The following is a 10,843-nucleotide window of genomic DNA, read 5'->3' as shown; positions in this document are numbered from 1 at the left end:
TATGTCAGATATTATACGCGCCTTGCGAAAAGTCGTACTGGATGCAGTGAATGCACAAAAGCTAACAGACATCGTATACGGCACCGTCGAATCCGTAGAGCCATTAAAAGTACGCGTTGACCAAAAGCTTTTACTAGAGCAAGAACAGCTCAAATTAACGCGTGCCGTGATGGATTACGAGGTTGAAATGACAGTAGACCACTTAACGGAAAATCGCTCGGGCGGTGGGAATTACGAAGCGTTCGCGTCTCACAACCATGAGTATAAGGGTCGTAAAAAGTTCCTTATCCATAACGGATTAATTGTTGGGGATAAGGTAACGATGATACGTGCACACGGCGGACAGCAATATTTAATCATCGATAAAGAGGTGGTTGAATGATTCCCAATCAAATTGAAAATGATGGCTTAACGGCTGATTTCGAGGAAGTTATTGAGCCATCAAAAGCTCACAAATTACATGTAGAAAAAGGTCGCTGTGCAGGTTTCGTCGATGAACGAGAAGCCATGAAACAAGCGATTTTTTTAATGCTCTCGATTGAGCGCTACGATCACATTATTTATTCATGGAATAACTTTGCTGAATTAAAGGATCTATTCGGTAAGCCAACATCTTACGTAGCCAGCGAAGTGCCCAGACGCATTCGTGACTGCTTGTTGCAAGATGACCGCATTAACGAAGTGGATAGTTTTCACGTATCTACTCATAAAAATAAGGTGCATGTAAGCTATACAGCTCATACCATTTACGGACCAATTGACGGGGAGAAAGAGGTGATTTATCAATGACGATACCATTTAGCCTCGAAGCAACATTTGAGGATTTACAGGCGATTAAGCGTGCCAATGTAGCTAGTATTGACCCGAATTTAGATATGCGTGAGACTGCTCCATTATTTAATGCAACGGTTGTAAATTCACTCGAAACGGTGCAAATGATTGCAACGCTTAAACATTTAATTGACCTAGTCTATGCAGATACGGCACCTCGAGAATATTTAATTCGTCGTGCAGCAGAGCGTGGACTGAAACCGTACCCAGCGACAAAAGCTAAGCTAAAGGCGGTATTTAATATTGATGTGCCTATGGGAGCTCGTTTTAGCTTGGACGAACTGAACTATGTGGTAATTGAAAAAATCACAATTGGTGAGTATATCGTTGAATGCGAAACACCAGGTAATGCCGGCAATCTTTTCTTAGGTAATTTAATTCCGATTCAGTACATTAACAATTTACAAACGGCCGTTTTAACTGATCTCTTAATCCCTGGTGAAGATGAAGAAGGAACAGAGGCTTTTCGAACACGTTATTTTAATAGCTTTGATTCAACTTCTTTTGGAGGCAACCGAGCTGATTATAAAGAGAAGGTAGGTAAGTTAGAAGGTGTCGGCGGTGTACGTGTGTATCGGGCCAAATACGGTCCAGGAACAGTTGGGCTTACAATCATCAGCTCCCAATTCACCAAGCCAACACAACTATTAATTAACACCGTTCAGGAGTTTGTAGATCCAATAAATCTACAAGGTGAGGGTGTTGGTACGGCTCCGATTGACCATGTTGTGACGGTATCGGGTGTCAATGAAGAGGTAATAAATATTGCGCTCAACATTACGTATCAGACAGGCTTTGATTGGAATGCTATTCAGTTAAATGTATTAGCTATTATTGATACCTATTTCGGTGAATTAGCTGAACAATGGGCAAAGGCTGTTACGTATGAAGAAGATCATGCTGGCGTCATTGTCCGTGTCTCTCAAATTGAAACGCGTTTGTTAGCGCTGCCTGGTGTACTCGATATAAGCGATACGGTGCTTAACGGTCATATGGGAAATATCGAACTTGATAAAGAATCAATCCCGAAACGTGGTGCTGTGAGTGGCTAAAAATGTTGATGTGATGAGTTATTTACCGCCAGTATTGCAGGACTATAAAGAGCTAAAAGAAATAGCAGCTATGGAAAATCCGATATTGAACGCCTTGTGGCAAAAAATTGATGACGAATTAAACAATCAATTCGTAGTAACGGTTAACCGTGAAGGTGCTACACGTTACGAAAATATGCTGAAATTAAACCGTTTAGCGAGTGATACGCTAGATGTGCGTCGATTCAGAATTTTAGCCAAGTACAACAATCAGGCGCCATATACGCGCATCACTTTAATGCAGATTTTAGATAACGTTCTCGGAGAAGATAATTACGAATTAACGATTAGCAATTCGGAAAAATTCATCAAGATTCGGATCAATTTGACGTTGTCCAGTATGGTGGATTCGGTGAATTTACTTTTAGAACAAATTACACCACAAAATTTAGTGCTTGATATATCGCCAATGTACTATTTATACAGTGACATTGACCATGTGCCGTACAAGGCATTAAAGAAATATCAGTACTATGAATTATTAATCACACCAGTTGTCTTTACCGGTGCAAGACATCGTGACTTGATACAGTCAACGCATGAAGAATTGAGTAACTTTAAACACATCACAATTGATGAGGAGGGAATCGGAAATGCCTGATTTAACACCTAATTTACAGCTCGAAAAACCAACGCAGGAAGAGTTTTACGATGTCGATGTTCAAAACAGGAATATGGATATAATCGATCAAGAAATCGCAAAAATTACTGACGAGGAAACTGGTGTTGAAGCAAAACTTACTACGCATCTGAACCAAATTAGCTATATCGGGAAAAACAAAAAAGTTATATTAAGTAGCACTGCAGGTCAATCTATTCTTCCCAATAATGTCACAAAAGTCGTGTTTAACACTCAATCAAATGATTTCAACTCAATTACAAATAATGTTATTACAATATCTGAAGAAGGGTATTATGACGTTTCTTTTAGTGGATACTTTAACGCCGGAGCGGTAACTGGTGTTCGTAGCTTATACATCTACAAGAATGAAAGTGTTATTGGTCAAGTTACAGGGAGTTGGTTACAAGATATAGGTACAGGTTTAAATATTTCTAAACTTGTTAAGCTAGGAATTGGAGATACTATCGAATTCAGGGCATTCCAAAACAGTGGTAACGCTATATTGTTGCAACAATTGGAAGCATCTGTAGTGAGGGTGGCATAAATGATAATAAAAAATATTAATATAACTAAACTACACCAAGAATTTGAGGATGCAGGAGTAAACGCTAATTATGCTCTAGCATTACCTAATGAGGACAATGAATTTGATTTTGAAAAAGGAACTGATATGACATTAGTGCAAAGAATTATTGATGCACATGATTCAACTCCTTTACCAACATCATTGTCGGAAACGGAAAAAATTCGATTAGAAATGGCTAGAGCCAATGCGGAAATGTTTGAAACAATGCTTTCTTTAATAGGAGGTATGTAAATGTTTAACGAAAAAAGTAAACTTGTAAAAGATTATGTACTGCTCATTAAGAATGGCGAAAAAACAATTGAGGATGTACCAGACTTTCGGAATTTGAAAGAGGTCGTTACTAATGTTCTTAACAACAGTATTTAATTTATTTAAACTACAAATCAAAATGACAAAGGGGTTTTTCAGAATGACATTTACTAAAAATTCAAGTATCGCACGTTCGTATGTAATTTTAATTTTAGCTGAGGAAATCACAATTGAAGATGTGCCTAACGTTGGTAATCTACGAGCAATTTTATTAGAAATTCTAGGCGCAGAAGTCGCTTAATCGTTCCAAACTGTGAGGTAACTGCTAGTCATTAGATTAGCGGTTTTTTATTATTTTTAGAAAGGATGATTCGATGGCTACAACCCCGATTTTAGGCTTGCCTTTAATTGACCGTAACATGTTTGCTGATGTTCCGAAAGATATGAACGCTCTGGCGAAGGCGATAGACGATGCTGTTGGTCCTTTAGGGGCGATTGCTTTGAAAAGCGAAGTAGATGTCTTAAAGCGATTTCTCGATGAACATACTAGAGATAATATAAAACATATTACAACAAGAGAACGTGTGGCGTGGAATAAGGCTGTTCTCGATTTAGAACGAACTTATTCAAAGTTAGGCGACTTAAATCAGTTGCCAACAAACAATAAAACTTCAATTGTTGCTGCAATAAATGAGGTTTTTACAGATATCGATAACGGATTAAAGGGCGTCGCAAACGCCGTTACCGATAAAGGGGTTTATACACCTCCAAATGCAGGGTTTGCGACAATTATACAAAATATCTCTAGGATTCAAACAGGGAGGAAACAGGCTACAGGTTATTCATTTGTGGCAGGCAGCGAATTAATCGTGTCGGGTTATAGTTTTGTTCCAAAGATAATTATCGCTGCTGTTGTCGGGACATATCCACTGCAAACCGCTGTGTATGTAGCGAAAGATCAATATTCTATGTATGTACCTGATCAGGATTCGGATTTGTACACATACATCAATCCCGAAGCATCCATTACTGATAAATATCAATGGTGGTACCCGTCGAAAATAACTATATCGGACGGTGCGTTTAGCATTCAGATGTCGACAGGTACATTACCTCTTAATAAAACTGTCACATGGATAGCGTTAGGGGATGTACCTATATAAAGGAGGACTAAATATGAATCAAGTTGGCGCAAGGTTATTTTATGATAAAACAGATGGCGAAATACTTGTACACCTTAGTGAGATGCAAGGCGTTGTTTCGCCGCGAAAAACTGTTCAGGAAATCGGTATTATTGACGTCCCATTCGGGATGATTAACCCCCTTACACATAAGATTATTGGTGTGAATACCGTTACAAATGAGCCAATCCTTGAGGTTTTGCCGATAATAGAAACAGAGGAACAACGCCGTATTCGAGAATTAGAAGACGCTCTGTTATTACAAGCAGAAAGTGAAGTTGGAGGGATTTTATAATGGTTAATCCAGTAGTGGTGCGTATTGCAGCAGAAAGAATTAAAAGTGGTGGCTTAAATCCAAAGACGGGGATTGTATATGTTTTAGATGACATTACAAATGAGGCTTATCGCGCCGCGGTTGAGAATTATATTTTGGGAAATACGGAAGGAATTTAAACGCAGCAGAAGCTAGCGTTATTTTTTATGCCCTGTGAGCGCGTGCGAGATGGACAATGGTACAAAAAACAGATTCTCGATGCGTCTCACAGCGCTTTTTACTATCGCACAAGGATTGGGGGTAAGGGGGCAATGCCGGAAAACGAAGGAAGTGTCTCTATGTTTGAAACCGTAAAAAATCATGAAGAACGAATAACGATTTTGGAACAGAACGACAGGGACCATCAATTGAAATTAGACATCTTGTCAGGGCAAATGGCAGATTTAAAATTGCAAAATACAGAGTTGGAAAACACAGTTTTAAAAGACAATCGAGAAACACGCAGTACGCTTGTTGGGCAAATGGAAAAACTATTTGAGCTCACTCAAAGTGCCATGGGCTATCAGAGTAGCCGATCATCACAACAGCACGAATTTAAAATGATGAAATGGAATACCATGGCGACGGTCTTGTTTAAAATATGTGGAGCAATAAGCGTTCTTGGAGCTTCAGGCGGCGGAATTTATTTAGTAATACAGCATTTTTTAACCAAATAGGAGGAATTTAATTATGAAAATCAACTGGAAAGTGCGTTTTAAAAACCCGTATTTTTATGCAGCCCTATTTTTAGCTATTGTAGCTCCTGTGGGCGTCTACTTTGGCGTAAATACCGAGGATTTAACTTCATGGTCAATGGTGGGTGCACTCGCCAAACAAGCAATCTTAAACCCATATGTGGTCGTTACAGTATTTGTGTCTGTAGCGACTTTTTTAATTGATCCAACGACTAAGGGGTTTGGAGATAGCAGGCAAGCATTGCGATACGACAAGCCAAAGGATGATGGACGATGAGCGTAACCACAACTTGCCGTGATTTAGCAGAGCTTACGGCAGCTGCACAAACAGCTTGCCGTCTCCTGTTTCAGGAATGCTTCAAAGCAGGAATTATTAACATTTTTATCACCGAGACATATCGCAGTCCAGAGCGCCAAAAATATTTATATGCACAAGGCCGTACCCGTCCAGGCAAAGTCGTGACATGGACGCTCAACAGTAATCATGCCAGCCGTTTGGCTTGGGATATTGCAGTGGGCCCCCCACATGTTTTATACGATTTAGCTACACTAAATAAAGTAGGGGCAATTGCTCGCAAGCTCGGTATCACATGGGGCGGCGATTGGCCAAAAAATATTGACCGGCCACACTTTGAGGTTAAATCAAATTGGCGTATGCCAGCTGGATATAAATTAGAGGGGCAGGTCATTGTACCGTCCAACAGTAAATTAAAGGTCCAGTTGATCGTAGAGGATAAAAAGGAGGATAAAATAATGAGCAACATTTGGCAGCCGGGCAGTCCGGCAATCCGTACCGAGACGGAGGACTTTTTAGCGCAGGCGGCAAAGGATGGCTTTATTAACGAGTCACATTTAAAAGCCTTGCAAAATGGTGAGATGACAACCGACCGTCTAATCGGTTTACAAATGACGATTTTAAATCGTCGGGATAAAACAGCACAAAAATAAATTATAAAGCCCGTTACTACTGTATAAATGCAGTGGTGACGGGCTTTTTTATGCATATCCTTCTTCATTTTATTTTAAATAAGAAATTATTTAATTGTAGTTAAATGAATCAACAAAATTTGTTGACTAAATTAACCGAATACTGTATTCTATTTTTAGAAGCAAAATGTTTCTACAATTTAATATTAGGAAGGAGGAACCGTACTGTGCTAACCCAATTCGGAAAATTCTGTCGAAAATTGAGAATTGACAACGGTGAATTACTAAAAGATATGGCAAATAAATTGGAAGTTACTTCTTCTTATTTATCAGCTGTAGAAAATGGTAAAAGAAATGTTCCTCAAGAATGGCCAACAAAAATTATAGATTTCTACGAGCTCGATCAAGAGCAACAACAGGAATTACAGAAGGTTATACAAGAATCGAAAAAAGAACTAAGAATTGATTTTAGTAACTATGATAACGAGGACAAGCAAGTGCTTATGGCTTTAGCGAGAGAATTTAAAGACATGGACCAAGTTGATAAGGATACTATTAAAAGCATTCTTCTTTCTTTAAAGAATAAGGAGTGAATTAATGAGTAATTATGTAGCAGATCCATTATCGAGAAAGAAAATTCGCGTTTTAGCAAATCGCTTAAGGCAATTAGCAGGATTAAAAGTTGGGGACTACTTCGATGTAGTTCGATTTTTGGAATATGAATTATACGATTTAGTTCCTGATTTTTCTCACTTGATTATGCCATTTGAACAAATGGGTAATCAATATGCAGTCACTTATCCAGAAACTAAAACGATTGTAATAAGTGAAGATGTATATGAAAGAGCGATAGAAGGAAGTCCACGAGATAGGTTCACAATTGCTCATGAAATAGGTCATTTATGGTTACATCGTCCGGGTAAAATTGCATTAGCTCGAGCCAGTATTAGAGAAAGTATTCCACCATATAAAGATCCGGAATGGCAAGCTAATACTTTTGCTGGTGAAATACTTTTACCACCTGAAAGCACGATCGGACTATCAGTTGATGAAATTGTAAATAGATTTGGCGTATCATATCAAGTAGGTATAATTCAAATTAATAATAGATAAGGAGTGTTATAGATGAGGACAATTAAAAAAAGCCCTTGCAAAGGGCCGACATAGAATATGTGTAGGAAATCAAAGTGATTGTCGCTACAGTGAAGCTAAACCTAGGAAATTTATCTTTACTGTATCACTTCCGGCGGTCCTTTGCAATAATTTTATTGCTAAAGGATGATGTTAAATGTTAATTTGTACTCCGTATATTACTTTAAGAAATGGTAAACGCTTATTTGCACACGAAAAAGGATTGGATGCTTTTTGCTTTGAAGTAACTCCAGAGCAACAACAAAAGTATCTAGAGAAAAAAGCGAAAAAGAAGAGTAACAAAGAGAAAAAAGACGAAGAGAAGTGATGCTTCTTAAAGGCTCTTGCGACAGAGTCTTTAACCATCACTATTTACAAAAGGCTCCCATAATGGCAGCCTTTTCTTGTTGTTATATACAGAACACTTGTTCTATAATGAAAGAAAAAGAACGAGGTGTTGGCAATGAAAGACCAAATTAAGCGGGCAGTGCAGCACAATCAAATCGTCGATATCATGTACATGGCTAAAGATGATACCATTACTAAGCGCCGTATCAAATTAATTAAAATTGTCGGTGATACAGTGCAGGCCTATTGTTTTATAAGGCATGCAAAGCGTTCGTTTAAAACTGATAACATTTTAGCTATTCAGCCTGTAATTAGTAAGGCGCGTGGTCTCAATGCATAAAGATTTAATGGAAATTAGCAATGATATTCATAAATTTATCATTTTGGAAATGACATTAAAAACACTCGAACGAGATCGTAAACATATAACCGTTTTAAAAATGCACCATGCACTAGATGCCTGGTATGACTTAAAAATCAATCAAGTTTTTAAAGAGCTAAAAGCTGCACGTGACTATTTATATAAAAAGGGTTGCAAGGTCGAAAAGAAAAAATCAGACGAATTTTTTACAGAATATTATATTTTGTTTAGGGGAGTGGAGGAAACACGCAATTATGCCAACCTTGCACTTCGCAATTGGGTCAGCGAAGAAATGAAGCGTCTACTTGGCATGGAGTATCGCACACCAGCAGATGGAGTATAAATTGATTTGTCGTGTTTTGTCGACTACACGTCCAAAAAGAAACTTTCGGGCATTCGCTTCCATTTCTTGCCTCGTTATTGTAAATTAACTGGTAATAAGGAGGTGAAAGAAATGTATGCATTGTCAAATTCATTGTTGGAACAGGTGGGGGAGTATCGAGTTGAAGTATATACAATGTCTATTTTAAATCACAAAGCAAATGTAGAAATTCATCTGAAAATATTTGAAGCAGGTGGAAATACAGTCTATATGGCTGATTATGAAATTTTTAAGTCGGAAGACGAATCAAAAAGTGGGTCAATTCTTAATTATGAGAGTAAAGAAGAAACAATGCTAATGGTCGAGAGAGTAGCAGTCGGGGCGTTAGAGGACGAAGATCGTATTTGGTAAGAAGGAGCGACATCATGAATAGACATACTTAAAGCCTTTCACGTTATTTTTGTGGGAGGCTTTTTTTATATGTTGCCTTGTAAATATTACCAGGTAATTATATACTCTAAACGAGGAGGGATAATATGAAAAAAATACTAAGTTTACTGTTTGCATTTGTGTTAATAGTCTCGGTTTCACTACCAGCAGTGAGCGCCAGTACAAAGCAATTAGTTGTTCAATTTATTGATGTAGGCCAGGGGGATTCCATTTTAATTCAATCACCAAAAGGTGAGAATATTTTAGTGGATGGCGGCCCCCGCAAAGCTGGGAAAGGTCTTGTAGATTACCTGAAATCATTAGGAATCAAGAAACTTGATTACGTTATAGCTACTCATCCAGATGCAGATCATGTTGGTGGATTAGTAAGTGTACTCAATTCTATTTCGGTTAAAAATTTCGTGAATAGTGGAAAAGCTCATACTACCGAAACGTATAATCAAGTTTTAACTTTAGTAAAAAATAAGAAGATAAAATATATTGAACCTGAAATTGAACAAATCCTGATTGGGAATTGGACTTCTGATTTCTACTTACAGACGTTGTTTGCAGATCCTCTTGCTAAAGATACAAATGATGCTTCCATTGTGTTAAAGGTAGGTTATAAAGATGTAGAATTTTTGCTAATGGCTGATGCAAGCACAGATTTAGAAGAGTTACTTGTTGATTCTTACGATTCATTAAAAGTTCAAATATTAAAAGCTGGGCACCACGGTTCTAATACTAGTAGCTCTAAATACTTTTTAGATGCCGTGCAACCGGAAGTGACTATTTTAAGTTATGGTAAAAATAATAGTTATAAGCATCCTCACAGCGATGTCCTGCAAATGCTAAAAGCAGCTGGATCTAAAGTTTATTCAACGGCTGAGAGTGGAACGATTATAATAAAGACGGATGGTAAATCTTATAAGGTTTCTGCTAAGGAAATGATTGTGCCAAATAAAACCGAGCATACTCAACCGAAGCCTCAAACAAAGCCAATAGAAACTCCAAATAGCTTATACAAAAATTGCACGGAATTAAATGCAGTTTACCCAGATGGGGTAGCGGTAGGTCATAAAGCTTATGAATCAAAACATGATGCAGATAATGATGGTTGGGCATGCGAACCTTATGAAGGTAATAGTGTTTCTCAACCTTATGTTCCGCCAGTTGTAACAACACCTACTCCTACTACAACACAAACAAGTTTTAGCAATTGTACTGAATTGAAAAAAGTTTATCCGAAAGGTGTTTCATCAAGTCACCCAGCTTATCAGAAAAAATTTGACCGTGACGGTGATGGACACGCATGTGAATAAAATATTTGAATATCATTGTGCAGAACTTGATTGATAAGCTTAAAAATAAATAATACAAAAGCCTTCCACTAAAATGCGGAAGGCTTTGTTATATTTAAATTCAAAATAATTGCACTCGCCAGCTGCTATAAATAACGTCCCCCACGTTGATACATAAGGATTTTCAACCATCCCCCATATAAAAAGTGCTGTATCTCCCTTGAAAATTCCCAAACTTTCATCGTGTCCCCCGAACCATCCCCCAAATAATCGAATAAGTTTGATGGGATTTGAGTATTTCAACATAATAAAAAACCACCAAACACTTGATATACAAGGCTTGATGGTTTGAGTTTGAATATGTCTGAAACTCGAAAAAATTAACGTGAGTAGAACTCTACGATAAATTGTTCGTTGATTTCACCAGATAATTCAGAGCGCTCTGGTAAACGTACG

General features: G+C 37.9%; 22 protein-coding genes and 1 pseudogene. 21 read left to right on the top strand and 2 right to left on the bottom strand.

Annotated features, from left to right (window positions below; all coding sequences use genetic code 11):
• Position 1: 1 nt before the first annotated feature.
• The 21 genes from ACTHOQ_RS13930 (at position 2) to ACTHOQ_RS13830 (ending at position 10,408) form a co-directional block, all read left to right on the top strand.
• Positions 2-382: a DUF2577 domain-containing protein gene (locus tag ACTHOQ_RS13930; RefSeq protein ID WP_440496818.1), complete on the top strand. Its 381-nt coding sequence runs from the start codon at positions 2-4 to the stop codon at positions 380-382.
• The gene (locus tag ACTHOQ_RS13925; protein ID WP_440496751.1) at positions 379-789 is read left to right on the top strand and encodes a DUF2634 domain-containing protein; all 411 of its coding nucleotides are present in this window, start codon (positions 379-381) and stop codon (positions 787-789) included. The genes ACTHOQ_RS13930 and ACTHOQ_RS13925 overlap by 4 nt, the downstream gene beginning before the upstream one ends.
• Positions 786-1,883 carry a baseplate J/gp47 family protein gene (locus ACTHOQ_RS13920; protein ID WP_440496750.1) on the top strand — a complete coding sequence of 366 codons (1,098 nt, stop codon included), beginning with the start codon at positions 786-788 and terminating at the stop codon, positions 1,881-1,883. Before ACTHOQ_RS13925 ends, ACTHOQ_RS13920 begins: the two co-directional genes overlap by 4 nt.
• Complete coding sequence (locus ACTHOQ_RS13915) at positions 1,876-2,523, top strand: putative phage tail protein (protein WP_440496749.1); 648 nt, start codon at positions 1,876-1,878, stop codon at positions 2,521-2,523. The genes ACTHOQ_RS13920 and ACTHOQ_RS13915 overlap by 8 nt, the downstream gene beginning before the upstream one ends.
• Positions 2,516-3,088 carry a hypothetical protein gene (locus tag ACTHOQ_RS13910; RefSeq protein ID WP_440496748.1) on the top strand — a complete coding sequence of 191 codons (573 nt, stop codon included), beginning with the start codon at positions 2,516-2,518 and terminating at the stop codon, positions 3,086-3,088. Before ACTHOQ_RS13915 ends, ACTHOQ_RS13910 begins: the two co-directional genes overlap by 8 nt.
• Positions 3,089-3,361: a hypothetical protein gene (locus ACTHOQ_RS13905; RefSeq protein WP_440496747.1), complete on the top strand. Its 273-nt coding sequence runs from the start codon at positions 3,089-3,091 to the stop codon at positions 3,359-3,361.
• Positions 3,362-3,496: a CD1375 family protein gene (locus ACTHOQ_RS13900; RefSeq protein WP_440496746.1), complete on the top strand. Its 135-nt coding sequence runs from the start codon at positions 3,362-3,364 to the stop codon at positions 3,494-3,496.
• 43 nt (positions 3,497-3,539) lie between these two features.
• On the top strand, positions 3,540-3,680 hold the full coding sequence (locus ACTHOQ_RS13895) for a hypothetical protein (RefSeq protein WP_440496745.1): 141 nt from the start codon (positions 3,540-3,542) through the stop codon (positions 3,678-3,680).
• 73 nt (positions 3,681-3,753) lie between these two features.
• Positions 3,754-4,542, top strand: a complete 789-nt coding sequence (locus ACTHOQ_RS13890; protein ID WP_440496744.1) for a hypothetical protein — start codon at positions 3,754-3,756, stop codon at positions 4,540-4,542.
• A 13-nt stretch (positions 4,543-4,555) separates the two neighbouring features.
• Positions 4,556-4,855, top strand: coding sequence for a hypothetical protein (locus tag ACTHOQ_RS13885; RefSeq protein ID WP_440496743.1), 300 nt, complete (start codon positions 4,556-4,558; stop codon positions 4,853-4,855).
• Positions 4,855-5,013 (top strand): hypothetical protein, encoded by a 159-nt coding sequence (locus ACTHOQ_RS13880; protein ID WP_440496742.1) that lies wholly within the window; start codon positions 4,855-4,857, stop codon positions 5,011-5,013. Before ACTHOQ_RS13885 ends, ACTHOQ_RS13880 begins: the two co-directional genes overlap by 1 nt.
• A 132-nt stretch (positions 5,014-5,145) precedes the next feature.
• Positions 5,146-5,550 (top strand): hypothetical protein, encoded by a 405-nt coding sequence (locus ACTHOQ_RS13875; protein WP_440496741.1) that lies wholly within the window; start codon positions 5,146-5,148, stop codon positions 5,548-5,550.
• A 13-nt stretch (positions 5,551-5,563) separates the two neighbouring features.
• Entirely contained in the window at positions 5,564-5,845 is a 282-nt protein-coding gene (locus ACTHOQ_RS13870; protein ID WP_440496740.1) for a phage holin, read from the top strand.
• Positions 5,842-6,516, top strand: coding sequence for a M15 family metallopeptidase (locus tag ACTHOQ_RS13865; RefSeq protein WP_440496739.1), 675 nt, complete (start codon positions 5,842-5,844; stop codon positions 6,514-6,516). Before ACTHOQ_RS13870 ends, ACTHOQ_RS13865 begins: the two co-directional genes overlap by 4 nt.
• Positions 6,517-6,722: 206 nt before the next feature.
• A complete protein-coding gene (locus ACTHOQ_RS13860; RefSeq protein WP_440496738.1) occupies positions 6,723-7,088 on the top strand; it encodes a helix-turn-helix domain-containing protein in 366 nt (121 codons plus the stop codon).
• Between the two features lie 4 nt (positions 7,089-7,092).
• Complete coding sequence (locus ACTHOQ_RS13855) at positions 7,093-7,608, top strand: ImmA/IrrE family metallo-endopeptidase (protein WP_440496737.1); 516 nt, start codon at positions 7,093-7,095, stop codon at positions 7,606-7,608.
• A gap of 175 nt (positions 7,609-7,783) precedes the next feature.
• Positions 7,784-7,954, top strand: a complete 171-nt coding sequence (locus ACTHOQ_RS13850; RefSeq protein ID WP_440496736.1) for a hypothetical protein — start codon at positions 7,784-7,786, stop codon at positions 7,952-7,954.
• Positions 7,955-8,089: 135 nt separating this feature from the next.
• Positions 8,090-8,314 (top strand): transcriptional regulator, encoded by a 225-nt coding sequence (locus tag ACTHOQ_RS13845; RefSeq protein ID WP_440496735.1) that lies wholly within the window; start codon positions 8,090-8,092, stop codon positions 8,312-8,314.
• On the top strand, positions 8,307-8,678 hold the full coding sequence (locus tag ACTHOQ_RS13840) for a YhjD family protein (protein WP_440496734.1): 372 nt from the start codon (positions 8,307-8,309) through the stop codon (positions 8,676-8,678). The genes ACTHOQ_RS13845 and ACTHOQ_RS13840 overlap by 8 nt, the downstream gene beginning before the upstream one ends.
• Positions 8,679-8,789: 111 nt before the next feature.
• Entirely contained in the window at positions 8,790-9,068 is a 279-nt protein-coding gene (locus ACTHOQ_RS13835) for a hypothetical protein (RefSeq protein ID WP_440496733.1), read from the top strand.
• 125 nt (positions 9,069-9,193) lie between these two features.
• Positions 9,194-10,408, top strand: a complete 1,215-nt coding sequence (locus tag ACTHOQ_RS13830; RefSeq protein WP_440496732.1) for an excalibur calcium-binding domain-containing protein — start codon at positions 9,194-9,196, stop codon at positions 10,406-10,408.
• A gap of 39 nt (positions 10,409-10,447) precedes the next feature.
• On the opposite strand, the gene ACTHOQ_RS13825 is transcribed toward ACTHOQ_RS13830, so the two are convergent.
• Together ACTHOQ_RS13825 and ACTHOQ_RS13820 are read right to left on the bottom strand one after the other, a co-directional pair.
• Positions 10,448-10,693 carry a hypothetical protein gene (locus ACTHOQ_RS13825; RefSeq protein ID WP_440496731.1) on the bottom strand — a complete coding sequence of 82 codons (246 nt, stop codon included), beginning with the start codon at positions 10,691-10,693 and terminating at the stop codon, positions 10,448-10,450.
• Positions 10,694-10,767: 74 nt separating this feature from the next.
• Positions 10,768-10,843 (bottom strand): annotated as a pseudogene (locus ACTHOQ_RS13820) (30S ribosomal protein S4); the annotation flags it as partial.

The organism is Solibacillus silvestris (assembly GCF_051967575.1).
In the GTDB taxonomy this organism is placed as follows: Bacteria; Bacillota; Bacilli; order Bacillales_A; family Planococcaceae; genus Solibacillus; species Solibacillus silvestris_B.
This window is presented reverse-complemented; position numbering and strand designations above follow the sequence as displayed.